21 protein-coding genes and 1 other RNA gene are annotated in these 26,870 nt (G+C 56.9%); 12 read left to right on the forward strand and 10 right to left on the reverse strand.

Features of this window, described 5'->3' with window-relative positions; all coding sequences use genetic code 11:
- Positions 1 to 206 precede the first annotated feature (206 nt).
- The gene (locus tag C3938_RS10920) at positions 207 to 626 is read left to right on the forward strand and encodes a very short patch repair endonuclease (RefSeq protein ID WP_105101274.1); all 420 of its coding nucleotides are present in this window, start codon (positions 207 to 209) and stop codon (positions 624 to 626) included.
- Here C3938_RS10920 and C3938_RS10925 read toward each other — a convergent pair.
- Together C3938_RS10925 and C3938_RS10930 are read right to left on the reverse strand one after the other, a co-directional pair.
- Positions 616 to 1,773: a restriction endonuclease gene (locus C3938_RS10925; protein ID WP_105103348.1), complete on the reverse strand. Its 1,158-nt coding sequence runs from the start codon at positions 1,771 to 1,773 to the stop codon at positions 616 to 618. The two genes, C3938_RS10920 and C3938_RS10925, sit on opposite strands and share 11 nt — an antisense overlap.
- Positions 1,774 to 2,757, reverse strand: a complete 984-nt coding sequence (locus C3938_RS10930) for a DNA cytosine methyltransferase (RefSeq protein WP_105101276.1) — start codon at positions 2,755 to 2,757, stop codon at positions 1,774 to 1,776.
- A 278-nt stretch (positions 2,758 to 3,035) separates the two neighbouring features.
- On the opposite strand from C3938_RS10930, the gene C3938_RS10935 reads away from it, so the two are divergent.
- The 5 genes from C3938_RS10935 to C3938_RS10955 are packed head-to-tail and all read left to right on the forward strand — an operon-like array spanning position 3,036 to position 11,930.
- A complete protein-coding gene (locus tag C3938_RS10935) occupies positions 3,036 to 4,910 on the forward strand; it encodes a UvrD-helicase domain-containing protein (RefSeq protein ID WP_105103349.1) in 1,875 nt (624 codons plus the stop codon).
- Positions 4,911 to 4,915: 5 nt separating this feature from the next.
- Entirely contained in the window at positions 4,916 to 8,113 is a 3,198-nt protein-coding gene (locus C3938_RS10940; protein WP_105103350.1) for a helicase-related protein, read from the forward strand.
- Positions 8,103 to 9,962: a DUF1998 domain-containing protein gene (gene drmB, locus C3938_RS10945; protein ID WP_105103351.1), complete on the forward strand. Its 1,860-nt coding sequence runs from the start codon at positions 8,103 to 8,105 to the stop codon at positions 9,960 to 9,962. Before C3938_RS10940 ends, drmB begins: the two co-directional genes overlap by 11 nt.
- Positions 9,962 to 11,638 carry an NERD domain-containing protein gene (locus tag C3938_RS10950; protein ID WP_105103352.1) on the forward strand — a complete coding sequence of 559 codons (1,677 nt, stop codon included), beginning with the start codon at positions 9,962 to 9,964 and terminating at the stop codon, positions 11,636 to 11,638. The genes drmB and C3938_RS10950 overlap by 1 nt, the downstream gene beginning before the upstream one ends.
- A 34-nt stretch (positions 11,639 to 11,672) precedes the next feature.
- Positions 11,673 to 11,930 carry a hypothetical protein gene (locus tag C3938_RS10955; protein ID WP_105103353.1) on the forward strand — a complete coding sequence of 86 codons (258 nt, stop codon included), beginning with the start codon at positions 11,673 to 11,675 and terminating at the stop codon, positions 11,928 to 11,930.
- A gap of 509 nt (positions 11,931 to 12,439) precedes the next feature.
- Here the strand turns inward: C3938_RS10955 and ssrA are convergent.
- From ssrA to C3938_RS10980, 5 genes are all read right to left on the reverse strand, one after another.
- Positions 12,440 to 12,827: a transfer-messenger RNA gene (gene ssrA, locus C3938_RS10960) on the reverse strand.
- A 122-nt stretch (positions 12,828 to 12,949) separates the two neighbouring features.
- Positions 12,950 to 14,335: a 23S rRNA (uracil(1939)-C(5))-methyltransferase RlmD gene (gene rlmD, locus C3938_RS10965; protein ID WP_105103354.1), complete on the reverse strand. Its 1,386-nt coding sequence runs from the start codon at positions 14,333 to 14,335 to the stop codon at positions 12,950 to 12,952.
- 48 nt (positions 14,336 to 14,383) lie between these two features.
- Positions 14,384 to 15,730: a sodium-dependent transporter gene (locus C3938_RS10970; protein WP_105103355.1), complete on the reverse strand. Its 1,347-nt coding sequence runs from the start codon at positions 15,728 to 15,730 to the stop codon at positions 14,384 to 14,386.
- 101 nt (positions 15,731 to 15,831) lie between these two features.
- The gene (gene smpB, locus C3938_RS10975) at positions 15,832 to 16,311 is read right to left on the reverse strand and encodes an SsrA-binding protein SmpB (RefSeq protein WP_105103356.1); all 480 of its coding nucleotides are present in this window, start codon (positions 16,309 to 16,311) and stop codon (positions 15,832 to 15,834) included.
- Between the two features lie 46 nt (positions 16,312 to 16,357).
- On the reverse strand, positions 16,358 to 17,776 hold the full coding sequence (locus C3938_RS10980; RefSeq protein WP_105103357.1) for a sodium-dependent transporter: 1,419 nt from the start codon (positions 17,774 to 17,776) through the stop codon (positions 16,358 to 16,360).
- Between the two features lie 271 nt (positions 17,777 to 18,047).
- Here C3938_RS10980 and C3938_RS10985 point away from each other — a divergent pair, with 271 nt between their 5' ends.
- Positions 18,048 to 18,503, forward strand: coding sequence for a type II toxin-antitoxin system RatA family toxin (locus C3938_RS10985; protein ID WP_105103358.1), 456 nt, complete (start codon positions 18,048 to 18,050; stop codon positions 18,501 to 18,503).
- Complete coding sequence (locus C3938_RS10990; protein ID WP_105103359.1) at positions 18,500 to 18,829, forward strand: RnfH family protein; 330 nt, start codon at positions 18,500 to 18,502, stop codon at positions 18,827 to 18,829. Before C3938_RS10985 ends, C3938_RS10990 begins: the two co-directional genes overlap by 4 nt.
- Before the next feature lie 19 nt (positions 18,830 to 18,848).
- Here C3938_RS10990 and C3938_RS10995 read toward each other — a convergent pair whose 3' ends face one another.
- Positions 18,849 to 19,193, reverse strand: coding sequence for an outer membrane protein assembly factor BamE (locus C3938_RS10995; protein ID WP_105103360.1), 345 nt, complete (start codon positions 19,191 to 19,193; stop codon positions 18,849 to 18,851).
- A gap of 362 nt (positions 19,194 to 19,555) precedes the next feature.
- Between C3938_RS10995 and fur the strand changes: the two genes are divergently transcribed.
- A complete protein-coding gene (fur, locus tag C3938_RS11000) occupies positions 19,556 to 19,966 on the forward strand; it encodes a ferric iron uptake transcriptional regulator (protein ID WP_105103361.1) in 411 nt (136 codons plus the stop codon).
- Between the two features lie 79 nt (positions 19,967 to 20,045).
- Here fur and C3938_RS11005 read toward each other — a convergent pair whose 3' ends face one another.
- Together C3938_RS11005 and recN are read right to left on the reverse strand one after the other, a co-directional pair.
- Entirely contained in the window at positions 20,046 to 20,639 is a 594-nt protein-coding gene (locus tag C3938_RS11005) for a 1-acyl-sn-glycerol-3-phosphate acyltransferase (RefSeq protein WP_105103362.1), read from the reverse strand.
- 189 nt (positions 20,640 to 20,828) lie between these two features.
- Positions 20,829 to 22,481, reverse strand: a complete 1,653-nt coding sequence (gene recN / locus C3938_RS11010) for a DNA repair protein RecN (RefSeq protein WP_105103363.1) — start codon at positions 22,479 to 22,481, stop codon at positions 20,829 to 20,831.
- 286 nt (positions 22,482 to 22,767) lie between these two features.
- On the opposite strand from recN, the gene grpE reads away from it, so the two are divergent.
- The 3 genes from grpE to dnaJ all read left to right on the forward strand — a co-directional run bounded on the left by grpE (position 22,768) and on the right by dnaJ (position 26,836).
- Positions 22,768 to 23,373, forward strand: coding sequence for a nucleotide exchange factor GrpE (gene grpE, locus C3938_RS11015; RefSeq protein WP_105103364.1), 606 nt, complete (start codon positions 22,768 to 22,770; stop codon positions 23,371 to 23,373).
- Positions 23,374 to 23,626: 253 nt separating this feature from the next.
- On the forward strand, positions 23,627 to 25,570 hold the full coding sequence (dnaK, locus tag C3938_RS11020; RefSeq protein ID WP_105103365.1) for a molecular chaperone DnaK: 1,944 nt from the start codon (positions 23,627 to 23,629) through the stop codon (positions 25,568 to 25,570).
- Between the two features lie 144 nt (positions 25,571 to 25,714).
- Entirely contained in the window at positions 25,715 to 26,836 is a 1,122-nt protein-coding gene (gene dnaJ, locus C3938_RS11025) for a molecular chaperone DnaJ (protein ID WP_105103366.1), read from the forward strand.
- Positions 26,837 to 26,870: the final 34 nt, after the last annotated feature.

Consider the following 26,870-nt stretch of genomic DNA (forward strand, 5'->3'; position numbering starts at 1 on the left):
GAAGCATAGCTGCTCTGGGTCGATAAGTATCAAATTAAAGGGTGCAGATACAGACGTATTATCTCCTTTCGAAAAGCAAGGAGAATATGTTAAAAATTTTCCTAAAAGGAAATGCCTTGTCTTAGAGAGTGAGGGATAGAATAAAAAATGTTGAGTAAATAACGGTGGCTTAGGAATCTTGGGACTGCTTGATTGGGAGTGTCAGAATGACAGATGTTTTGTCTGCCGAGCAGCGAGCATACTGCATGTCACAAATAAAGGGGGCCAATACTGAGCCAGAGTTGAGTCTCCGTAAGGCACTATGGATTTTGGGTTTAAGGTATAGAATAAAAAATAAATTGCCAGGTAGACCAGATATTATATACCCAACTTCTAAAGTGGCTATTTTTGTTGATGGCTGCTTTTGGCATAAGTGTCCAAAGCACTACACTCCGCCTAAAACACGAGCCAAATTCTGGGAGGAAAAAATTTCAAAAAATGTCGAAAGAGACAAGAAGAATAACGCTCTACTTGAATGTCAGGGTTGGAAAGTTATCAGGTTCTGGGAGCATGAAATAAAGGATTCGCTGGACGATTGCGTAGAAGTAGTTGTTAGAACTCTAGAGTCGCGACAGATTAAAAGTTAGAGAGCCACTTGGTTATGGCTAGATATGATCCGATTTTTTCCTTGAGAATTTTTACAATATCTGCCCCTGAAATAATGATTACGGGATGATTGTCATCTTTCAGTTCAGTGTACGCCTGGGGAGCCAAGTACGATGTCGTCACCAGAACCCCGAATTGGCGGTGCCGCAGCCTGGAGAGCAGGCGGGAAAGCTCCTTAACACCAACACCAACACCAGATCCGGGCTTGTAGCATTTTGCTTCCAGTGCGAAGTCCACCTCGATGGCACTGGGTCCGCTGCCGATCTTGTAGCTTCCTATGGCATCTCTCCCTCCATCTCGCCAGGGACGCGTGATCTCGCAGGAACCAATGGCTGGCATCATAAGCTTGGCAATTGCAACAGCGCAGTACTCAAAACGTACGGGGTTTTCCTTGAACTTCCTGTAAATTGATTCCAGTATTTTCAGATCCTCGGTCTTTGCGGGGAGCTGCTGCTCTTTACTGCGGATTTCCAGGCTATGGGGTGCATAAAGAGGGGTAAATTTTCGGGATTTTACCCAGTCAAGCCAGGTTTTCGGCGCATGTGGGGAATTTACGGTAAGGCCTTCCTTGATGTCATCAATCCACTTGCGTGATACAACGGGAACATTCAAGACTGTAAAGATAGATTTATAATTCTGGAAGCGCTGGTTAGCGGAACCCTTGGCCCGCCATATCGCTACCAAATCTTCATCCGGACCAAGATCCTGGGCACCAGGAACAGCCAAGCCAAGAAATCGTACATCGCGATACTGCCCTGTTCCGCCGAACAGCAGTATTACGGGAAAGTGATCAAAGGAAGTTGAGGTATGTCGGGCATCGAACAGGTTTCTGAGAATTAAATTGCCCTTTCTCGGAGTGTCATGAATCTCGCGGACGGATTTGTTGTCTCCAAAATAAGTGAACAATCCGCTTTCAGTGTCCAGGTGATCGGGCCAGTCTGGATCATTGAAGTTTGATTTGAGCGCGAGCAGCTTGAGCGTTTCTATTTCCGGCCGCTTGCCCAGATGTCGGAAGCCGGCCCCGCTGTCTACCCCCAAAAGTTTGGGAAGTGGATCATCCGAAGCATTTCCTTCCCGGGATCCACCGTAAACACGGTCAACAATCAAGTCAGTCTTCGAAAGATTCACTTAGGATGCCAGATCTATTTCGCCCAGATGAATCTGGGAAATCTGTTTAAAAATCATTTCCATCACCGGTGAGCAAACACCATTCCCACACAATTTAACTTTTTCTCTTCTGTTACCGTGCGGAAGAGTATGTTTGGATCCTGCCCCCATGGCCTTCAGCAGTTCTGGTGGCTGTAGCATTCTTATGTACGGAGTAGTGCCATCCCAGGTTACCAGCCCAAAACGGTCCAATGTGGTTATCGTGCGAAGTGGAGCATCCAGAGATTGCCATCCCCCTGCATAATCGGAACCGTAATACACGATAATAAAGTCTTTGCCGTGACCGAGAGCCTCCATAGCCCTTTCAGCGCGCTCAATAGTGGCCTGGGCGCGCCCGGGTTTGTAAAGAGGGGTGCTTTTGTACTTTCCAGACCAGTCAATAACTGACCTTGCGTTTTTCAAGCCTCTCTTGTGAAGCGATTTAAGATCTTCCTCAGTGATGACTGAGCCTTCCTTATCGCAAATCAAAAACATCCGCTTCCTGGCCTGTGGAGTGCCAAAGTCAGCAGCATTCAGATACAGGTCATTAACGGTATATCCGTATGATTCGATAGTGGAGATAAGCTCATTGTGCCGTCCCCATTTCTTCATCCGGTTTACATTTTCAACAATAAGCCATCTTGGTTGCATGGCCTTTATCCAGGGAATTATTCCAATAGCTGTTTCTTTGCTTTTCTCACTGCCTGGCTTTGCTCCGCGGGCTATGGAGTGAGAAGTGCATTCGGGAGATGTCAATAAGACATCTGGCCGGTACTTCTTGGCCAGCTGTGAAGGCTTTAATCTTTCTATCGGCGAGCAGATAACCTCTGCGGATGGAAAATTGCTTTTATAGGTTTTGGTGGCCAAATCCCACGCATCGACGGCCAGCAATGGCCGGGCATCCGCGTTCACGGCTCCACGGGCCCCAAAGCCTCCACCACAGAAGAGATCTACAAAGCTGATCATATTTTATACTAGAGCGAGTCTGAAAGAATTCGCAGTATCTTACCAGGCCAAATCATCCCCGGGTAAGGCTTTTGCCGTTGATCGGGGCTCTGCCGGATATTCGTGCAGCTTTTGACTGAATTTGCATCAAATTGGGCGCCGGCAGGGTCTATTCCACATTTCTGGAACTCACGTACAATTTCAGGTTATATGTTAATAACAAAACCGTTGATGGCCTCGTCAACCATGCCATTTTCCGGTCCAAGTCAAAACAATAATTAAAGTGGAGCTGTTAATTGATGAATATCGCTGAAAAGGCACCTCTGAGCTCAGGTTGGGATCAGGATCAGCTCACAGTGATAGAAGCAGACAGTGAAGCACGGCTTGCCGTCGAAGCAGGTCCCGGGACGGGTAAAACAGCAGTTGCCTGCGCCCGCCTCGCACATCTGATCAGCGAGGAGGATATCGAGCCAACCAACACATGGATGATCAGCTTCACCAGGACCGCTGTTGCGGAAATCCGTGCCCGGCTTCATTCATATGTGGGTGACGATTCATTCTCGATCCGAATAGCAACCGTCGACTCCCATGCGTGGTCCATTCATTCCGGACACGATACGAGCGCCCGGCTCACCGGAACCTACGAGGAGAACATCGAGCGTGTTATCGAACTTCTCGAGAATGATGAAGATGTTGCAGACGAGCTATCCCAGATAGAGCACGTCGTAATCGACGAGGCTCAGGACCTTGTGGGTCAGCGGGCAGATTTGATTGAAGCGCTGGTCAAACGATTGCCTGTAGACTGTGGGGTAACCGTATTCGCCGATGAAGCCCAGGCAATCTATGGCTTTTCCGATGCTGCGATCGGATGCGGCAAAGCTGCATCCGCAAAGCCCGGAAGCTCATTACTCGACCGACTTCGAAGTGCGGAGGGGCGGCGCTTTACAACCGTTGCCCTGCGAAAGATCCACCGTACTTCCTCCCCCGGGCTTAGGAAAATATTCTCTGAACTTCGAAGGGAATTGCTCGACGCTCAAAACCAAAGGGTGGGATTACACGCAGAAACCGCTCAAAAAATCAGGGATTTGGCGGATAGAAGCGGGCTTAGTTGGAGACAGTTGAAAGTTGCTGACTTTACGGCTGAAGATCTCCTGCTCTTCCGAACCAGGGCCGAAGTCCTGATGGCCTCGCAATTCTGTGATCTCCCGCATCGACTACGTCTCTCGGGCTATGGCGCAACATTGCCATCCTGGCTTGCACTTTGCTTTTTTGATTTCCTCGAGCCATTCCTTCCAGAGCGTGTCTTTCTGGATTTGTGGTCAGCACGGGTCGAGAACAAAGCTGCTCCGGAATATGGCCCTGCCGACGCATGGAGTCGTCTCCTGAGAATTGCCGGGAAAAAGGACGGATCAGTTGATATGCAGAGATTGAGACGCCGGTTGAGCCAGAATCGGCCGCCCGTTGAACTGGCTCTGGCAGAACACGGTCTTCCTGGACCGATTGTCGGGACCATTCACGCGAGCAAAGGCCGCGAGGCAAGTAACGTTGTTTTGCTCCTGCCGAAAGGCGGAGAGTTTGAAGACATTGCAGATGAGGCTGAGGAGGCGCGTGTGTTGTTTGTCGGCGCCACGCGGGCACGAACCTCTCTTGTTGTCGGTGAAGGGCTTGCTTCCAGATCAGGGACACTTTCATCCGGTCGAGTTTATGGCTGGACGATGAGAGGTAAAACGATGATTGAGACCGGTCGTGACGGCGACATATCCGCAAGCGGGCTCGTTGGGCGGAGTGAATTCAGTCCAGGAGATGCCGCTGCTGCACAGGGGTTCCTCGCAAAGGTAGCTGATGTCGTCACCACATATTCGCTGACGGCAGACCCCGATCTTGATTGGCGCTATCGGATTTACGCTGACAGTGAAGGGCCGTGTGTCGGATCTCTTACGCGCAACATCACATATGATCTCTGGGAAATCCTTACGAATAGGAGTCAGAAGGGCAGCCATACACCGCCAAGATACGTCAATCACGTACGGGGGTTGGGCTGTTCCACTATTGTCTTGGCGTCGGACGACAGTGAGCTTGAAGTCCTGAATGAGCCCTGGGCGTCTTCCGGTTTCATACTGGCACCGAAAATTTCTGCCTACCCATCTTTTTATTTTGGTAAGCGTAAAAGGTAGCAACAATGCAAGATAAATCAGATGAAAGAGATGTTGTTGCCTGCCGGCTCGCTGAGGATCTGGTCGGGCCACACAGTACATACGAGGAAATCACGGCACGCCCTTCCGATGTCTATCTTACGGGTATTCTCTGGCCACAGCGTACTGCTATGTCGGGCGAGGATGATGAACGCCTCGCAACTGCGGCTTCCGGCACCAGCGAGGAGAGTGATAGCGAGAACGATGCAGTCAGGACACGCTCGATTCAGAAGCCCTCTGTTGCCGGCCTTTCGTTCAGCTGCGCTTCCGAAGGAACACCGTACGTTCGCGTCACATGCACCTTTGCCACATATCGACAAGAGAAACGTGAAAATATTGATGTGTGGATCCGACAACCGCACAGAGTGGAAATCTCGAGTTTGGCGCTCTCACCAGGCCCCACGCATGAGGTACGTCTTGCAAAACACGGCGATAAGATTCCCGATGTTTCCCTAAGCGTGCGTTGTATCCGCGCGGGGAATGCCGTTCTTGTAACTCTAACGCTGGTAAACACCATCACGGCTGAACAGAGCCGCGACGAAATCGAGGCCGCAACACTTTTTCAGACCGCAATCCATGTAGAGCCGTGCGAGGGTACCTCCCTCGTGCCAAAGCCCCCCCGGCGCCCGGTTTCCGCGGGTCCGGAGCGAGAGGACGAAGGTGCGGTCGCTCAGGTCACTGATGAGCAAAGCGGGGCACTCCTATATAGAAATGTCTCGGAGTTCGCGGTGGGGCATGTCTGCTCTGCGGAATGGGAAGCTTTGGGCATCGATGCAGGACAGCACCCCGCGGCGAGGTGGGTCGCCACCACTTGGCTGCCGTCAGCGATCGTCGAGGGAGTAGACCCCAATGGCCACGAGTTCTTTGCTGAGCTTGGCAAAGGGGGGCGGGTCTTCGATCCATTGTCGGCCGAGGCTCTGGCTTCTGCAGATTCGGCGGCCCTCCAAGAGGCACTTCTGGCATTCTGCAGCGCTTACGGGCGCTGGCTAAACCTGCAGCGGCAACGTGTCGACGACCCTGGAGATGTAAACCCTGCACTCAGTGATGTTGCAAAGGCACACCTTGGCCGATGTGAGGAAGCACTTGAGCGCATGCAGGCATCGGTGGAGGAGCTGGGCACGAACCCGCGGTTGCGGCGGGCATTCCAGCTGGCAAATCTCGCCATGCACCTGCAGCATTCATGGGACAATTCCAAGAGCCGCCACGGGCCATTGCGTTGGCGCCCGTTCCAGCTGGGATTTTTGTTGCTCAGTGCTCCATCCTCGGTGGATAGGGATCATCAGGATCGAGGGATGATGGATCTGCTCTGGTTTCCGACCGGTGGTGGCAAGACTGAAGCCTACCTCGCACTGATTGCATGCGTCGCGGTTTATCGCCGGCTTTCCGATGACCCAAATGATCATAGCGGCGTGTGTGCGCTTATGCGCTACACACTTCGTCTTCTAACAACGCAACAGTTTGCGCGTTCGGCTGCCATGATAGTGGCTCTCGAGGCAATACGATTGGGGCGCGTGGCTTCAGGGGAGGGCATGCCGCTCCAGGGCGAGGAGCCCTTCTCGATTGGTCTTTGGGTTGGGGGCGATGCGACTCCCAACAAGCGGGCGGAGGCCTTAACCTCCCTCCGGGGTTCATCGGAAGTCGCATCGCCGAAGCAGCTGGCCCGCTGTCCGGCCTGTAGCAGGAAAATAACCTGGAAGATGGAGAATGCGACCTCACCCGTAAGCGCTGAATGCGCGAACGAAAAGTGCATAGTGTACGGGCCACTGCCAGTATTCACGGTCGACGACGATGTTTATGACAGCCGGCCGACGTTGTTGATCGGAACGGCCGACAAGTTTGCCCAGATCGTCAGGGAGAGGAGGACAAACAGCCTTTTTGGCATTTCGGATGGCTCGCCACCGGATCTCATCATCCAGGACGAGCTCCATCTAATTTCCGGACCTTTGGGGACGATTGCGGGGACCTACGAGGCGGCGTTTGACCTTTTGTTCGCTACGCGCGGACACAGGACGAAAATCATCGGCTCGACTGCCACCATCCGCAGGGCACCTGAGCAAGTATTGGCGCTATTCGATCGGGACGCATTTCAGTTCCCGCCTCCCGCTATCGACCATGATGATTCCGGATTTGCTGTCGGCGACAGACGGCCCACCGCGACAGGCCGAAGATATCTTGGGGCCACGACAGCAGGGCGATCGGCAAAGTTTACACTACAGGCCGTGGCCGGCTCCCTATTACAGACCGCTTTTGGTGCCTTCAGTGATGATGTTCGCAAGGACGCCTACTGGACCCTCGTTGGCTATTTCAACTCACTTCGCGAGCTGGGTGGCGCGCTCGTTCTGATGCAAGACGACGTGACGGACAGTATCTCCCTCTATGCGAAGGCTCGGTCTGAGGAAGAGAGACCCCTCAGCAATGTCGAAGAACTGACGTCCCGAAGAACACAGGAGGAAATTCGAGGGATGCTCGACCTCTTGGATATCCGAGTCGGTTTCCCGGGCGCGGTTGATGCCGTACTTGCCACAAATATGGTGAGCGTCGGCGTGGACATCTCGCGTCTTGGGCTGATGCTGGTCAACGGTCAGCCTAAAACCATTGCAGAGTATATCCAGTCCACAAGCCGGGTTGGTCGGGGGGGAGTGAGTGGACTGGTCGTCTCCGTTCTCAACAACGCGAAAGCGCGGGATCGCTCGCATTTCGAGACATTTTGCAGCTGGCATCAGACGCTCTATCGGGACGTCGAGGCAACAAGCGTCACACCGTTCGCATCGAGAGCTCGCGACCGGGCGATGCATGCCGCGCTGGTGGCAGCTGTCCGCCACTTGGTTCCTGACATGCTCGATTCTCCTCGCATGGATGACGACGCCGAAGACAAGGCGATGGATATCATTGACCGGATCGTCGAACGCGCTAATCGCATCGATCCCGAGGAGCGGGCAGTGAGGGAAGAGCTCGAGCGGCGGCTTGACGCGTGGAGAGCAAGGTCTCCGGAGGTTTACTGGAGCGATTACAAGGGCGGTAAATCCCTGCTCCAAAGTGCGGAACGCGCCGCAGCACGCAGGGCCGCGGGACGTGATACAGGAAATGCGTGGCCAACACTGAATTCAATGCGGACGGTGGAGGCAGGAACACCTTTCAGAATGGCCCCTGTCCTCAGGGCAAAGGATGATACATATGAAGAATGAACTTCAGGAGCTTCGCCGCAGCGCAGTGGTTACGACATTCGGCCCTGGTTCAGTAGTGGATTTCAGGGCAGGTGGAGGTGCTGTTTCCGGTATCGCGGCAGGGCTTGAGGAATGGGACCGGTCTTTCCCTCCCGCAGGTATGGCCCATCCTCAAGTTATCCGGGAGACACGTCTTCAGAAGAAGCTTGGCGTCAAAGGTTTCAGAACACCTCCGGTCACACTGGAACGTGGAAAGGACGATGAGCCCGACACAAGGCGCCTCGTTGCAGTACGATTCCCGAATTGGCTGCAATGCCCTGGCTGTGATGTCATCAAGCCAGAAAGGCGCTGGAAAGGCGATCCGGGCAAGGCGTATCGCTACTGCCCCTCATGTACCGAGAAATCCCATGGCGGTAACAAAGTTTTCGTGATCCCGGTGCGCTTTGTTATGGCATGTAAGCAAGGCCATGTGGACGAGTTTCCGTGGGATTGGTGGGTGGGGCACACGCCGGATTGCGCTATATCAAAGCGAGATAACCCTGACCGCCATCCCGGCTTGCTCCTTCGTTCAGAGAAGCCAGGCCTTGCCGGTCTGATTCTGAGCTGCAATAAGTGCGGCGCTCGCAGGTCGATGGATGGCGTTTTTTCCAAGAAAACGTGGGAGCGTGGGCCGAAGTGTCGGGGACGTCGCCCTTGGTTGGCCAACGGAGACGAAAAATGTGGACAGGAGCAAAATGCTGTCCAGCGAGGTGCGTCGAACCTCTTTTTTGCCGTCACGGAGTCGGCTCTCAGTATTCCTCCGTGGTCCGACCAGGTTCAGGAGGCGCTCGGGGACTGGTGGAGTGCGCTCGTAAACCTTGACGATCTCTCGAAGCTTGAGGATTACATCGAGCTACTCGCAAAGGGTGATCTCGAGAGTGTTCTAAAGGAGCTCGACATGACCCCTGCCGAACTCGCAGAGGTTATCCGGGCCCGCCTCACGTCGTATGGACAAGTTCGCACCGATGATCTGAGGCCCGCTGAGTACCGCCAGTTCGTTACGGAACCGGGTCGCAGTCGAGCTCACGATATTGATTTCGAAACCCGCCGTGTAGCGGTGGCAACAGAAATCGCTCCCTGGGTGTCTCGCGTGGTTCGTGCGGTCCGATTACGAGAGGTCCGCGCCCTAAGGGGGTTCACGCGGATCAATCCCCCTGGTGACCCGGATTCGCCTGAAGTCGCTGCGCTCTCAAAAGAACCTCTAGACTGGCTCCCCGCAATCGAGGTGCGTGGTGAAGGTATCTTTCTTGCTCTGAATGAGGAACGGCTGTCACTGTGGGAAAGCCGACCAGATGTGGTCAAGCGTGCTGCCGAGTGCGATACACGACATCGGGCCGACTGGAAGGATCGCTACGGTGATGACGCGAGATCACCCGAGCCGATCACGGCACGCTACATGCTTTGCCATACCCTTGCTCACGCGCTCATGCGTCAGCTGACACTGGAATGCGGATACTCGTCTGCGTCCCTGCAGGAGAGAATATATGCTGGAACCGGTGATGACTCGATGGCAGGGCTACTCATTTACACGGCCACGCCGGACTCAGACGGTACACTTGGCGGCCTGGAAAGACAGGGTAAGGCGGGGCGAATTGAGGGCATTCTACAGCGCGCAATCGAAGCGATCGAATGGTGTTCGTCCGACCCGATCTGTATTACGGACATGATGGGAGCTGTCAACAGCTACTCACACTCGGTATGTCACGCTTGCTGCCTTGCGCCGGAAACATCCTGCGAGGTTTTCAACAGCTTTCTCGATCGTGGACTGTTGACTGGCGATGGCACTGGCTCGGGTCTCGGCTTTTTTGAAGACATGCTTAGGAGATCCTGATGGCTGTGCTCTGGCCCAGAAAACTCCCCCGTTCAGTTCTGGAAGATCGGCGGCGCCGGGCAGAGGTGCGCGTATACAATAGGCTCGCCGAAGTCCTTGACGACAGTTTCCAGGTCTTCTATTCGAGCCCATGGCTCGGGACCGACAGACTGGGAAATGAAAAGGATGGCGAGTGCGACTTTTTGATCGCACATCCCGACCATGGGATCCTCGCTATCGAGGTTAAAGGCGGCGAGATCTCATACGACCCAACGGATGATCAGTGGCGAAGCAAGGACGCCTTTGGTTTTGTTCACAAGATTAAAGATCCCGTTGGGCAAGCGAGAAGTGCCAAGTACGAGATCTTGAAGCGCCTCAATACCTCGAACCGGTGGCAACGCCGTTACATCCACACAACACATGGTGTGATATTCCCGAGTGCGGCCTCACCTCCAAAAGATCTCGGTTCCGACCGTCCCGGGCGAATATTTTGTTGCTCCACTCAGTTACGTAACGGACTGCGTGATTGGATCGCGGAGCGCATGAAGGAAGGGCAGAGGCCCGATAACTGTCAGGGCCTCGGGCATGACGGAATTGCCGCGCTCGAGGACCTGCTAGCCAAGCCATTCACCCTGAGTTTTCGGATCGGTGCGGCAATCGCCGAAGCCGATGCTGAGTTTACCGCTCTTGAGCCTGCCCAGTATCAGATTCTTGATACAATTGCCGAGATTCCGCGCGCACTGGTACGCGGTGGAGCGGGGACAGGAAAGACGGTGGTCGCAGTCGAGGAGGCAATCAGATCTGCTGCGAGTGGCCGAAAGACCTTGCTCACCTGTCTCAGCCGACCTTTGGCAAAGAATCTCGAAAGGACGTTGAATAATATTCCAAACCTTACGGTCGTCGGATTTCATTCGCTCTGTGGCCGTATGGCACACTTGGCAGATATTCCGGTACCGACCGATCCGGGCGGACAAGAGCTCTACGAAAGCATTCTTCCGAACGCGCTATACGAAGCAGTGGAATCCCGGCCTTCGCTGAAATGGGACACGATCATTATCGATGAAGGCCAGGACTTTCGAATTGACTGGTGGATCGCAATCGATGCCTGCCTGAAAAGTGAAGGTAGGCTTCGGGTCTTCATGGACAGCAATCAGAAGGTATACGAGCATGCTGGAACCGGAATTCATGATCTGAGCGTTGTACCTGTCCGCCTTTCCCGGAACCTTCGGAACACAAAAAACATTCACAATAGCGCACTGGTGCACTATTCCGGTCCCGACATCACTGCAGATGGCCCTGATGGGCTTGAGGTTGCTTGGATCGAGGCGGAGACCGAGCAGGCTAAAATCGAGGCAGCTTTCAGGGAGCTTCGACGACTCGTGTTCAATGAAGAGGTCGCGCCTAGCGAGATTGCTGTGCTTGTAAACAGCCCGTCCGCGCGGATTGGCTTCCTGGAACGGTCTAGTGGAACCAGTATTCCCATTGCTGATGCAGAAGACATGTCACTCGAAGAAGTCGTAGTGGATACGGTGAAACGCTATAAGGGACTTGAGCGTCCCGTAATTATTCTTGTTGTTTCCGGAGAAGAGATGGAGCGCCGTGAATTGGCTTACGTCGCTTTTACTAGAGCTCGAGCATTTCTCTGTGTCGTGGCATCTGGTAATGAAAAAAAGTTGTTAGCGGATGGGTGGATATAGATAAACAAATAGAACAAAGATCCAGAATTCTTTTGTGCGAGATAAGGAGATCAATCCGGATCTGAAATATCCGAAAGGGTTCAAACCCGAGCTGCTACAGGAATGGCCTGCCGACAGTACGCTTGTGGCCCCGGTTGATGCGTTACCTGCAAACCTTAAGGCCAGCATGGGGGCGCACTGGGAACTCACGCAGAAAAAGCCGGAAGGTATTGGAGGAGCGAAATATGGACTGAGTTCTGGTCATTGCTTGAAGGCTCGCTACCCCAAGGCCTTAAATTATTCTGTTAAGTAGTGGAGGGGCAGCGATGGCGGGAGTCGAAAAGCCATCCTAACTCATTGATTTATTGAGGGTATCCATAGCTATTTTTTAAGAACCCGTCACAAAACCCGTCCAGATGAATAAAGTACCCAGTCTAATGACGAGAGCCTCTACCTCTGGTGGCGCAATCTTTTGAGTGGATATTAGCGTCGCATTCGTTTAGAGAGCCTTTGTATGGCTTTATTGAAGTCGTGTTCGAAGTTTTCTTCCGTGGTTATTCGACTCAAAATCGTGGGCAAGACGTAAGAGTAAGGGGGTACCTTTGCCCACTTTATCCTGTGCTGTCATCCATCGCCCTGTATGCATGTGGTGGGGCGCTGGTAGGGCGTGATGGCGGGAGTGATTTCACCCCCCTTCGGGGCGGCCCTTCGGCCGTCTTAACGCGCTTTGCGCGCTGATCGAACCCTCGCTAAGCGTTCCACTCGCGACAGCTCGCCAAATTAAAAAGGCCCGTTACCTTGCGGTAACGGGCCTTTTTAATTTGGTGGAGATGGCGGGAGTCGAACCCGCGTCCGTCAGCACTCTGCCAGAGGCTCTACATGCTTAGTTCCGCCTATTGATTTAGCTCTTTACAGCCCAGCGGGCAGGACGTGAAGAGCGAGCCTGAATAAGTTTTAGGCCATCCACGTCAGGTACGCTTCAGGACGATCCAGTTCTGTATGACAGCCTGCAGCGCGGTACTGGAACCTTACTGAAGGCCGCTAAGGGCGAACCCTTAGTAGTGCGTCACGGGCTGCTTACGCAGCCAGTTGGGCACCGTAGTTGTCGTCGTTGGCAACTAATAAAATGCAGCTTTGGATTTACGTGATTCGCTACCCTCACGGCATGCACCCATGGTTTCGCCACCAACGTCGAATCCAAGTCATCCCCGGAAACTCTGTTCGTGCGGCTGCGGTGAAGCAGCTCGGTACGAAACGCATTTGCGTGGCGGCGAGTATACCTGAACGTCACTGGCCACCATAGGGTGGTGGAGAAATTTAGTGACCGTTCAGTTACTGCCGTTCAAACAGGGCAATGGATTCCACATGGGTGGTGTGGGGGAACATATCCATTACGCCTGCCTTACTGAGACGATAGCCGCGCTGGATTAGTTCCGCAGTATCCCGTGCGAGTGTGGCCGGGTTGCAGGAGACGTAGACGATGCGGCTGGCGTTGAAGTGACCGATATTGCGCACCACTTCCAGCGCGCCGGTGCGCGGTGGGTCCAGCAGGATCTTGTCGAAGCCACCGCGGGCCCAGGGGCTGCGGGTGAAGTCGGCGGTGAGGTCGGCGGCCTGGAACTGGATGTTATTGAGGCCGTTGGCGGCGGCGTTCTCCTGTCCGCGGCGGGTGAGTTCCAGGATGCCCTCCACGCCCACCACTTCGCGCGCGCGGGTGGCGATGGGGAGGGTGAAGTTGCCGAGTCCGCAGAACAGGTCCAGCACGCGGTCTTCGGGCTGCAGATCCAGCAGCTCGACGGCGGTGTGCACCATTTTGCGGTTGATGTCGAAATTGACCTGAATGAAGTCCTGCGGGTGGAACTGCAGGGTGACGCCGAATTCCGGCAGGGCGTAGGCGAGCCGCTCCGCACCGTCTTCGGGCCACGCTTTGTGGGCCTCTTCGCCGGGCTGCAAATACAGCTGCAGGCCGTGGTCGCGGGCAAAACCGAGCCACAGGCTGTGGTCATCGTCGGTCAGTGGTTGCAGGTGGCGCACCACCAGTGCCGTGGCGTCTTCGCCGATGGCCACTTCGATATGGGAGATGTGGCGGCGGGTGTTGCAGCGCTTCACCAGTTGTTTCAGTTCCGGGATCAGTGTGGAGAACGCCTCCGGCAGCACCAGGCACTGGCTGATATCTGTAAGGTTGTTGGAGCCTTTTTCACGAAACCCGAATACCAGCTCGGGCCTGCCGCCGGTTTTGGGTTTCACGTAGCGCAGACCGAGACGGGCCTTGCTGCGGTAGCCGAGGTCGGGTCCGGTCAGGGGAGGCAGAATCTCCGCCGGGGCCGCGCTGGCAAAACGCTGCAGCTGGTCCAGCAGGATATGTTGCTTGGCCTCGATCTGCGCAGTTGGCGCCATGTGCTGCAGCGAGCAACCACCGCACTCCGCTGCATGGGGGCAGGGTGGCGCTTGGCGGATCGGCGCGGGCTCCAGGATTTCAGTCGCCACCGCCTCATCGAATTTGGCGCGACTGGCAGTAATACGGGCTTTGACCTTTTCCCCGGGCAGGGCGTTGTCCACAAACAGGGTTTTGCCGCGGTGGCGGGCAATGCCCCGCACCTCGTGACTCAGCTGTTCGATGTCGACTTCCAGCATTTCCTGGGGGTGAGGGCGCCCGGTGCCGCGATCAGTGCCAGAGCGGTTTCTTTTCGGTGGAGGTGATGATTTCTTGAAACGCATGAGGGAATACAAAAACGCGGGGCCGCGATCTGCGGCCCCAATCGATGGTTACAGTATGGACTGGACAAACGCCGCCAGGATCAGCACCGGGCAGGCGATGCGCACATACCAGGGCCAGACTTTCCAGAACAGGGTTTGCTCGATGTCCTCGTGCCCTTTTTTCAGCTCTGCCAGTAGCTGGTCCTTGCGCCAGATCCAGCCGGCAAACACGCACAGGACAACCCCCAGCAGTGGTTGTCCGTACTCGGTGCTGATGGAGATGACCAGGCCGAACAGGGTCTCGAAGTTGAAGATGATCAGGCTGCTGATACCGAAGATGATCGCGCCCATCAGCAGAGTGGCGGGTTTGCGTTTGAGGCCGAGATTCTCGATGGAGAAGGCCACCGGTACTTCCAGCATGGAGATGGAAGAGGTAAGGGAGGCGATGACCATCAGCGCAAAAAAGGCAATGGCCACGAACAGACCAGTGGTACCCATAGTGTCGAACAGGGCGGGGAGAACCTGCAGGATAAGGCCAGGGCCGGCAATCAACTCACCGGACTCGGCAAAGATCTGGGTGCCGGCTTCCTGCGCCACATACATGGCGGGCAGAATCAGCAGGCCGGCGGTAAACGCGATACCCACGTCGATCAGGGTCACCAGGGCGCCGAGGCGCGGCAGGCTCTCCTGTTTGCTCAGGTAAGAGCCGTAAATCAGCATAGTGCCGACACCCAGCGACAGGGAGAAGAACGCCTGACCCATGGCGGACAGCAGCAGCTGCGGTGACAGTTTGCTGAAGTCCGGGATCAGGTAGGCCTCCAGACCCAGTATGGCGCCGGGCTGGGTGAGCACGTAGGCGATCAGTAGCAGTAACAGAATGATCAGTGCCGGCATCAGCAGGGTAGACCAGCGCTCGATGCCTTTTTCCACACCACTGGCAATGATCAGCATGGTGAGGCCGCTGAAGATGGCGGTGAAGGTAAAGTTGCGCGCGGTGCTGCCACCGGTGAGCCATTGGGCGGTGTCACTGGCGCCGACCAGTTGCGCGAAGGGATCGGCGAGGTGTGCCACCATCCAGCCGGCGACAATGGCGTAGAAGCTGAGAATCAGGGAGGCGACCGCGATGCCGGCGAGACCGGCAACAGTGCCGGCAGCACGGCTGGTGGGGCCGGTGGCGATGCCGCGCAGTGCCTGCACCATATTGCGACGCGCGTGGCGGCCAATGGTGAGTTCCGCCATCAGTACCGGGTAGGCGAGCATGAACGCCAGCAGCAGATACACCACCACAAACGCGGCCCCGCCGTTGGACGCTACGTTGGTGGGGAAGCCCCAGATGTTGCCGAGGCCGACGGCAGAGCCGGCGGCGGCCATCAGAAAGCCGAAGTTGGAACTGAACTGTCCTCGCGGTGCACTCATGGAAAATCCTGTAATTATTCTTCTGGTCGGTGTTGTCGACGGTCAGTGGATAAAGGTTACGTCACCCCACCGCTTGTGGCGGCGGGCTCCAGTATCAGGGATCAGCGGTGATCGTGGCGCATCAGGCGCTGCTTCTCGCGGTTCCAGTCGCGCTCTTTCTCGGTATCGCGTTTGTCGTGCAGGGCCTTGCCCTTGGCCAGCGCGATTTCGCACTTGATCAGGTGCTTTTTCCAGTAGAGCGCGGTGCACACACAGGTGTAGCCCTTCTGCTCGACCGAGGCCATCAGTTTGGCGATTTCCTTGCGGTTCAACAGCAGCCTGCGGGTGCGGTCCGGTTCGGTCACATAGTGGGTAGAGGCACTTATGAGCGGCTGGATGCGCGCGCCCAGCAGCCACGCCTGCCCATCTTTGAACAGGACGTAGCTGTCGGTGAGCTGGGCTTTGCCCTCGCGGCAGGATTTGACTTCCCAGCCCTGTAACTCCAGGCCAGCCTCAAACTTTTCCTCGATGAAATAGTCGTGCTTGGCCTTCTTGTTCAGGGCGATGGTGTTGGAAGCCGGGGCTTTCTTCTTTTTTGCCATGTGTACAACTTGCGCCTTTGCAGGCTTTGTCTCTAAACAGTCAGCTTCAGATGAAGCTGGTGCCGAAGAACTTCAGGGCAACGGTGTTGATGAAGATCAGCAGCAGAATTACGGGAATGAAGGTGCCGAGTGCGAAGTTCACGTACTTCTGCGACAGGGAGCCGGCAAAGCCGCTGTCTCCCTCGGTCAGCTCCTGGTCGAAATTGGCCCGCTTCCACTTGTAGATCACGAAGAGGCATACCAGCAGGCCATTGAGGGGCAGAATGGTATCGTAAAACAGGATTTCTACCAGATCGAAGAAGGATTTATCGCTGCCGGCAATCTTCACGAACTGGGTCAGCCAGTCGGCCATACCGAAAGACATGGCGCAGAGCGCGGCCAGCACAAACTGTACCACCGCCAGGGTGGTGATGGCCTGTTTGCGGCTCATACCGCGCTCATCGCGCAGGGTGGCGATGGGGACCTCAATGATGGAAACCAGAGAGGTTAACGCGGCCACAAACACCAGGAAGAAGAAGGCTGCAGCGATGGCGCTGGCGCCAAAATAGCCAATGCTGCTCTGCAGTGACAGGAATATTTTCGGCAGGAACAGGAAGATCATGCCGGCGGAGGAGTCACTCAGGGTAGTGGGGTCGATCTGCGGGTTAAAGTGGAACACGCTCGGCAGAATCAGCAGGCCGGCGGTAAACGCCACCAGTGTGTCGGTGAGGGCAACCGCCTTGGCAGACCCGGGAATGGAATCCCGTTTCTTCATGTAAGAACCGTAGGTAATCATGATGCCCATGCCGAGCGACAGGGAGAAAAACGCCTGTGCCATGGCCTTGCTGACCACTTCCGCATTGAGCTTGGCAAAGTCGGGAATCAGGTAATACTTCACGCCCAGCAGCGCATTTTCCTGAGTGAGCACAAACAATACGAGCGCGACCAGCATGATGAACAGGATTGGCATCAGGGTCTTGGCGGCGCGCTCAATACCGTCTTTGACCCCGAGGGAGAGGACGCCATTGATAATGGCCATCAGCACGATCAGATAGATGAACACCGTTTTGGAGTTAATGAATTCGCCGAAGTAGGCCTCGGTGGCGAGGGTATCCAGGTTCCCCTTGAAGATCTCCACCATGTAACCCAGTACCCACACGGTGACCACCATATAAAAGACGGCGATCATAAAAGGGGTGATCAGCGCGAGCCAGCCGGGGATACGCCACAGTTTTGAACCGCCGGAAAGCTGGCGATAGGCGCCCACGGGATCTTTATCGGTTCTGCGGCCGAGGGCCAGTTCCGCCATCATGACCGGCAGGCAGATCAGGAATACAAACAGCGCGTAAACCAGCAGGAAAGCACCGCCGCCACTTTTGGTGGCAGCCACCGGGAAAGATACCAGGTTGCCGATACCGACTGCGGAACCTGCGGCGGCCAGAATGAAGCCGATTCGGGATCCAAAATGTTCTCTTGCTGCGGACATAGATTTCTCGCTTGCCTGTTATTCTTGTCGTCTGATTGATTACCGCTGCGTCACACGTTGTGCGGCGGAATCGGCCCACCCTGAGGGGCGAGAATGTCGGAAACGCCCTGAATTCACCTGAGTGGATGGAGGGCGATTGTTGCAGGATTTATCCGCCTTGAGTAGCGTCACGGGCGAAATGTGTCCCGTGCGACACAGAATAGGCAAAAAATGCCTTTGCGGAACAATGTTTGAGCAGTGGGCCTATTTGAGCAGAGACAAAAGTTGAGCAATGACAAAAATTGAACGCAGTGCGCTGGTGATGTTCAGTGCGGAACAGATGTTTGATCTGGTGAATGATGTGGGCAGTTACCCGCAGTTTCTGCCCGGTTGTCGCGGTGCGGAAGTACTTCACCAGGATCAAAACATACTCGAAGCGCGGCTGGACCTCGCCCGAGCCGGTATCACCCAAAGCTTTGTTACCCGCAACAGCCTGGAGCGTCCCGAGAGAATGACGCTTACGCTGGTCGATGGTCCATTCAGCCGTTTCAACGGCGTTTGGACGTTTACCCCACTTGCGGAAAATGCGTGCAAGGTCGGTTTTATCCTGGAGTTTGCCGTAAGTAATCGCCTGCTGGGGGCGGCGGTAGGGAAATTGTTTGGGGGCATCGCCAATCAGATGGTTGATGCCATGTGCGAGCGGGCCGGGAAAATTTATGGCGAGAGACAAAGCGGAGATAAAGGATGACCAGCCAGAAAACCATCGCGGTGGAAGTTGTGTACGCGCTGCCCCATGAGCAGCGGTTGATCAGTATGCTGGTGGAGCCGGGCACCACCGCGCTGCGGGCGCTGGAGCTCTCCGGTATCCCGCGGGAATACCCCGAGGTAGACCCAGCGACAGCCCGGCTTGGGATTTTTGGTCAGGCTTTGGGCACCAAGGGATTGGCGGCGGCTGCGGAGTATGTACTGCAGCCGGGGGATCGAGTGGAAGTGTACCGCCCGCTGATCGCGGACCCCAAGGAGGCGCGCAAACAGCGGGCGGAAAAAGCAAAGCGTCAGGCCGGTAGCGAATAAGCTGGCGGGCTACCCGAAATCAGGGCCAGCCGGCGGGCTGCCAGTCGCCACTGGTCTCGATCAGCTGGTCTCCGTTGAAATAGACCGTGAAGCGTTTCTGGGACTCCTCGCCATCGGGTTCGCGCACGCGATTGATGTAATCCCAGCGGTTGGGATTGAATGTGTCTTCTACAAGCGGTGTGCCCAGGACAAAACGCACCTGGCGGCGGGTCATCCCCGGCTTCAGCTGATCCACCATCTCCTGGGTGACGATATTGCCCTGCTGGACCTGGATACGGTGCACTCCGGGAAACTTGAACAGGCTACAGGCAGTAGCGAGACCACACAGGCCCGCGATCAGCAGGATTCGTACAACGGATGGCATTGATTGCTCCATCTGGATTTTTTATTGGGTTCTGGTTTGTCTCGGGCTGCGGATGAATATTGCAGTTCCGGCCAGAAGCATAGTCGTCAGTGGGCCGACAAAGTTCCCGCTGAGGCTGAAACCCGGGGTTCCGGTTTCCTCTCCGGCGGGTGGATCGCCCGTCCCGCTGTGGTGTAAGTGGGTAATCACTTTCTCTGCGCCCCCCGTTCATACAGGATATAGGAGGATTCCGGGCCTAATCCCTGTTTGGGGTTCCGCTGCCACCATCGGGCGTGGATAATACCCGAACTGCGCGCCCGCCGACAGGCGTGTGCATGATTACGATATAACGACTACGAGCACACATCCGGAAAGTAATACTCATGTTGAATGAAAATCAGGAACTGCGTAAGGCTGGCCTCAAGGTCACACTGCCGCGAGTCAAAATTCTACAGCTGCTGGAAGGCGCGAGCGACCAGCACCTGAGTGCCGAGGATGTGTACAAGATGCTGCTGGACGCTGGCGAAGATGTGGGGTTGGCTACAGTGTACCGGGTGCTGACGCAGTTCGAGAGTGCAGGCTTGGTCATGCGCCACAATTTCGATGGCGGCCACTCCGTATTTGAGCTTGATCGCGGTGATCACCACGACCATATGGTGTGCACCGACACCGGAGATGTCATCGAATTTCACAATGAAAAAATCGAGGAGCTGCAGCATCAGATTGCTGAAGAGCACGGTTACGAGCTCACCGGCCACAGCCTGGTGTTGTATGTGAAAAAGAAGGGCGGTTGAGCCCGGAAATGAAAAAGGGAGCTTTCAGCTCCCTTTTTTGTGTCTGCCGTAGCCGCGGCGTTTGACACGCGGTAATGGCTTACACCGGCGCGGTGTAGTCTTCCGGGTACTTGCCCACCTTGGTGGCGTAATAGCTGCCGAAGCGCGCGAGTTCCTTTGCCAGGTTCTCGCTCATTTCCATCACCGGTCCGAGACCGGCTTCCTTCTTGGCGAAGTCGATAAAACCGCACACTACCGGTACCGCCGCGCCGCGGGCGATATGGTAGAAACCCGTCTTCCAGCGCTCGGCCTTGCCGCGGGTACCTTCCGGCGGAACGGCGATCACGAGTTCTTCCCGTGATTTGTACTGGTTTACGGTGGCCTCCACCAGGTTATTGGACTTGCTGCGATCCACGGCGATGCCGCCAAACCAGCGCATGGTGGCACCCAGGGGGAACTGGAACAGCTTGTCTTTGCCCATCCACTGCGGGTTCACCTTCAGTTTCAGTGCCGCGAGGATGAAAAAGTACCCGTCCCAGTTGGAGGTGTGAGGGGCTGCCAGCAGCACATACTTTTTCAGGCGCAGTGCGCGCTCGTCGGCGACGACCTTCCAGCCGTGCAATTTGAGAAGCGCGCGCGCCAGAAGGCGCAGGCAGGGAGTGAGAATGGGGGTGTTGAATATGGTTGTCTGCATGGTATGACCGAGTTCTTCGCCCGTCAGTGTAGTTGGAACCCCTGGTGTGGTGTAACGCACCCAATGGGCGCGGCAGTATAAAGTGAATCCTGTGCCGCTTTCGGTCAATTTCGGCCCGGGAAGGATTCCGGGCCGATTATCTGTGACTACTCAGGTCCGATTGTCGGAAATTACACCGGGTGACAACCATCAGGCCCGGTTCAGCATTTCTTCGGCATGCGCCAGGGACTGGGCGGTGGCTTCACCGCCCAGCATGCGTGCAATCTCCGCACTGCGCTCGCCGTCTTGCAGCTCCCGCAGCGCGACAAACGCGGCGGCGCCATCGCTGTGCTTTTCCACCAGGTACTGCCGGTGGGCGCGGGCAGCCACCTGCGCCAGGTGAGTAACGCAGATCACCTGACCACGCTCACCCAGTTGCCGCAACAGCCTGCCCACTACGTCGCCGGTAGCGCCGCCAATACCCACATCCACCTCGTCGAAGACCAGGGTGGGTGTGCGGGAAGTCTGTGCGGTGACCACCTGGATCGCCAGGCTGACCCGCGACAATTCACCGCCAGAGGCTATCTTGCCCAGCGCCCGCGCTGGCTGGCCCGGGTTGGTGGCGATCAGAATTTCCACCTCCTCGAGGCCGGTGGCGGCGGGCTTATCCAGTTCGACGAGTGCCAGTTCCACCCGTGCGTGGGGCATAGCCAGATCCGCCAGCTGTGCATTGACTGCCTCGGCGAGCTTCTTCGCCGCAGCCGCGCGCAGTTGACTGAGCTTGCCGGCGCTGACGCGGTAGGTTTTCTCCAGTCGCTCGCAGTCCGCGGCCAGCTTGTCCAGGGCATCCGGCGCACCGATCTCGTCCAGCTCCTGCTGCCACTGCTGCTGTACGTCCGGCAGCTGGTCTGGTTGCACCCTGTGCTTGCGGGCAATGGAGTAGATGGCGGAGAGGCGCTCCTCCACTTCCGCCAGGCGTTCAGGGTCCATCTCAAAGCGGTCGATATGGCGCGACAGGGTGCTGGCGGCCTCGTCCACCTGAATGCGGGCGCTGTCGAGCATCTGCGCCACATCCATCAGGGCCTGGGTCTGCTCGGGCATGGCGCCAACAAGATGCAGGGCGCGGTGTAATTGTTCCGCAATATCGCCTTCGCCGCCGTTCAGCAGGGCGGCCAATTGGTAACTGCCGTTCAGAATATCGCCGGCGTTGGCCAGCTGGCGCTGTTCGCTCTCCAGTTCATCCAGCTCACCGGGCTTCAGGTTCAGCTGTTCCAGTTCCTGCAGCTGGTATTCCAGCAGGTCGCGGCGTGCCTGGGTTTCCTCGGCGCTGTCGGCGAGCTTGCGGTAGCGGCGGTACTGATCCTGCCAGGTCTTGAAGTGAATACGCACTTCGGCGGACTGTGCCTCCGCATGGGCATATTCGTCCAGCAGGCGGCGATGGGTTTCCTTCTTCAGCAGCGACTGGTGTTCGTGCTGGCTGTGAATGTCGATGAGCTGCTCGCCGAGGGCGCGCAGTTGCAGCAGGGTTACTGGCTGGCCATTGATATACGCGCGGGAGCGGCCGTCGGCGCCGATGGTGCGTCGCAGGATCACCTCGCGCCCGACATCCAGCTCCTGCTCCTCCAGCCAGCTGCGGGCCTCCTGGTGGCTGCTGATATCGAAGGTGGCGTGGATATCGGCCCGGCTGGCGCCGGTGCGCACCAGCTCCGCGTTGCCGCGGTCACCGAGGGCGAGGCCGAGGGCGTCGAGGGTAATGGACTTACCGGCGCCGGTTTCCCCTGTCAGGGTACTGGTGCCGGGGCCGAATTCCAGTTCCAGCTGGTCGACCAGGGTGAACTGGCTGATGGACAGATGCAGCAACATGGGATCGCGCTTGCTAGTTGTTAGTAGTGGTTGTTTATACAGTATTTGGCGGAGAATTTTCAATCACCCCGCGTGTGAATTGACTCGCAATTGTTTTTCGCGGCCGCCATGGCGCCACCTTACTCTGGCAGCTGTTTTGTTGTCGGACTCCGGTGAGAAGGGCGGTGGTAATGCTTGAAGTGTGCGGGAACGTCCCCATATACGCCTGCATTGCCGGCGTTCGCCGGTGTTTTTACTGAATTTGACCCAACTGGCGGCAAGCCGACGAGTACAGACGGAGACAGCAGTGGCCAAAGAGCGCAGCGAAGACCAACAGGAAGAACAGCAGATCGACACTGGCGAGCACGCCGTCGAAGTAGAGACCCCCACCGAGGACCAGCAGCATGCGGCGGAAGACGTCCTGCAGGAGGAGCTGGCGGTCGAAAGTGCACAGGAGGTTGAGATCGCCTCTCTGCACCAGCAGTTGGCCGAGCATAAGGACATGGTGCTGCGCGCCCAGGCCGAGGTGCAGAATGCCCGCCGTCGCGCCGAGCAGGATGTAGAGAAGGCGCACAAGTTCGGGGCGGAAAAACTGCTCAAGGAGCTGCTGCCGGTGGTCGACAATCTGGACCGCGCCCTGTCCACCATTGACAGTGAACAGGAAGCCAACAAAGCGGTGATCGAAGGTATCGAGCTGACCCGCAAGTCCTTTCTCGACACCCTGAACAAGCACGGTGTGGAGGTGGTGGACCCCGCGGGCGAACCCTTTGACCCGGAGCTGCACCAGGCGATGACCCAGGTGCCCAATGGCAACGTGGAGCCGAATACCGTGCTCGACGTGTTCCAGAAGGGCTACCGCCTGCACGGCCGCCTGCTGCGTCCGGCCATGGTGGTGGTTTCCAAGGCGCCTTAGTTCAGTTCTCTGCAATTCGGCGATGAATGGCAGAGATCGACACCCGCAGCGGCGTATGTCCGCAGCGGGGACCCGGGGTTCAGTGCGATGCGCTGTCTCGAAAGCGGTACTCACGGTGCCGCCCAATTGAAGGTGTTGCCCTTGAAAACAAAGTGGCGGCACCAATATATGCAAGCAACCGAATACAAACGCGCAGCGCCAGGCCAGACATCACGTTGAGAGCCGGCGCGCGCCGCAAAGAGGATACAGATCAATGGGAAAAATCATCGGCATCGACCTGGGCACTACCAACAGCTGTGTCGCGGTACTGGATGGTGACAAGGCGCGTGTTATCGAGAACGCGGAAGGCGATCGCACCACCCCCTCTATCGTTGCGTTTACCGACGACAACGAAGTGCTGGTCGGCCAGTCCGCCAAGCGTCAGGCGGTGACCAACCCCAGTAACACGCTGTTCGCGGTAAAGCGCCTGATCGGCCGCAAGTTCAAGGACGATGTGGTTCAGAAAGACATCAAAATGGTGCCTTACTCCATCGTTGAAGCCGACAACGGCGACGCCTGGGTACAGGTGAAGGGCGACAAGAAAGCCCCGCCGCAGATCTCTGCGGAAGTACTGAAAAAGATGAAGAAAACCGCGGAAGACTTCCTCGGTGAGAAAGTGGACGCGGCGGTAATCACCGTGCCGGCCTACTTCAATGACTCCCAGCGTCAGGCTACCAAAGACGCCGGCCGTATCGCCGGTCTCGACGTCAAGCGCATCATCAACGAGCCCACCGCGGCTGCGCTGGCCTACGGCCTGGACAAGAAAGGCGGCGACCGCACCATCGCGGTATACGACCTGGGTGGTGGTACCTTCGATATCTCCATCATTGAGATTGCCGACGTCGATGGCGAAATGCAGTTTGAAGTGCTGTCCACCAACGGCGACACCTTCCTCGGCGGTGAAGACTTCGACCTGCGCCTGATCGATTACCTGGCGGAGCAGTTCAAGAAAGAGCAGGGCATCGATCTGAAGGGCGACCCGCTTGCCATGCAGCGCCTGAAGGAAGCGGCCGAAAAAGCCAAGATCGAGTTGTCCTCCAGCCAGCAGACCGAAGTGAACCTGCCGTACATTACCGCAGACGCCACCGGTCCCAAGCACCTTGTGGTCAAGCTGACCCGCGCCAAGCTGGAAAGCCTGGTGGAAGACCTGGTGGCGCGCTCCCTGGAGCCGGTAAAAATCGCGCTGCAGGACGCCGACATGACCACCGCCAAGATCGACGAAGTGATTCTGGTGGGCGGCCAGACCCGCATGCCGCTGGTGCAGCAGAAGGTGACCGCGTTCTTCGGTAAAGAGCCGCGCAAAGACGTGAACCCGGATGAAGCGGTTGCCGTGGGCGCTGCAATTCAGGGCGCGGTACTGGGCGGCGACGTGAAAGACGTACTGCTGCTGGACGTAACCCCGCTGACCCTGGGTATCGAAACCATGGGTGGCGTGGCCACCGCGCTGATCGAAAAGAACACCACCATCCCGACCAAAAAGTCTCAGGTGTTCTCCACTGCCGACGACAACCAGACGGCCGTGACCATTCACGTGGTGCAGGGTGAGCGCAAGCAGGCGGCGCAGAACAAGTCCCTGGGTCGTTTCGACCTGGCCGACATTCCGCCGGCGCCGCGCGGCATGCCGCAGATCGAAGTGACTTTCGATATCGATGCCAACGGTATCCTGCATGTGCATGCCAAAGACAAGGCGACCGGCAAGGAGCAGTCCATTGTCATCAAGGCCTCTTCCGGTCTGTCGGACGAGGAAATTGAACAAATGGTGCGCGACGCTGAGGCCAACGCCGAAGCGGACAAGCAGTTCGAGGAGCTGGTGCAGGCCCGCAACACCCTCGATGGCCTGATCTCCGCCACCCGCAAAACTGTGGACGAAGCCGGTGACAAGGCGACCGCGGAAGAGAAAGCCGCGATCGATGCCGCTCTGGCGGAAGCTGAGGAAGCGGTGAAAGGCAACGACAAGGCCGCGATCGAAGCCGCCACCACCAAGCTGACCGAAGCCTCAGGCTCTCTGGCACAGAAACTCTATGCCGAGCAGGCCCAGGCCCAGGACGCTGCGGCCCAGCAGGCGGAGCAGGCGAGCTCCGGTGGGAAGTCCGGCGGCGACGACGCAGTGGATGCAGAGTTCGAAGAAGTCAAAGACGACAAAAAAGACGGCAAGTAATAACTTACCGCTTTAATCCCAAGATGTAGGAGCCTGCTTGCGATGGTTCGCCTGCAAGCAGGCTCCTGCAGGGGAACATAGAAGGCGCGGACGTTCGAGAGAGCTTCCGCGCCTTATGCAGTTTTAAAAAGAACACACAGAGCTATGTCCAAACGCGATTACTACGAAGTCCTCGGCGTCAGCAAAGGGGCGGATGAAAAGGAGCTGAAAAAGGCTTACCGTCGGGTGGCGATGAAATATCACCCGGACCGCAACCCTGACGATAAAGAGGCGGAGAACAAATTCAAAGAGGCCAACGAGGCCTACGAAATCCTGTCTGACCCGCAGAAAAAAGCGGCCTATGACCAGTTTGGCCACGCCGGGGTGGACGGCCAGGCGGGCCATGGCGCCGGCGGCTTCGGCGGATTCTCCGACATCTTTGGTGATGTGTTTGGCGATATCTTTGGTGGTGGTGCCGGTGGTGGCCGCCGTGGGCCACAGCGCGGCTCCGACCTGCGCTACGACCTGGACCTGGATCTGGAAGACGCGGTGCGTGGTACCACGGTTAAAATCCGCGTTCCGACCCTGGCCAACTGTGGCACCTGCCATGGCTCCGGCGCCAAGGCGGGCTCCAAGCCGCAGACCTGTGGCACCTGTGGTGGCGCCGGTCAGGTGCGCATGCAGCAGGGCTTCTTCTCTGTACAGCAGACCTGCCCCAACTGTCGCGGTCGCGGCACAGTGATCACCGATCCCTGTGGCAGCTGTCACGGCCGCGGCCGGGTCGAGGAAACCAAAACCCTGTCGGTCAAGGTGCCACCGGGTGTGGATACCGGCGACCGTATCCGTCTTGCGGGCGAAGGTGAGGCGGGCCCGGATGGCGGACCCGCGGGCGATCTGTACGTACAGGTGATGGTGAAGGAACACGAGCTGTTCCAGCGCGATGGCAAGAACCTCTACTGCGAGGTGCCCATCAGCTTCGCGACCGCCGCCCTCGGCGGTGAAATGGAAGTGCCGACGCTGGATGGCAAGGTCAAACTGAAAATCCCGGCGGAGAGCCAGACCGGCAAACTGTTTCGCCTTCGCGGCAAGGGTGTGACCCCGGTGCGCGGCGGTGCACCCGGCGACCTGCTGTGCCGTGTAGTGGTGGAAACGCCGATCAACCTTTCCACCAAGCAGAAAGAGTTGCTGGAAGAGTTTGCCGGCACTCTGAGCGAAAAGAAAAATTCACCGCGCCAGACCGGCTGGTTTGAGGGGGTGAAAAATTTCTTTGGCGATATGAAGCTCTGAGTTTTTCTGTCGCGCGCCAAAAAACCCGAATCCA

The organism is Microbulbifer pacificus, assembly GCF_002959965.1.
Classification (GTDB): domain Bacteria; phylum Pseudomonadota; class Gammaproteobacteria; order Pseudomonadales; family Cellvibrionaceae; genus Microbulbifer; species Microbulbifer pacificus_A.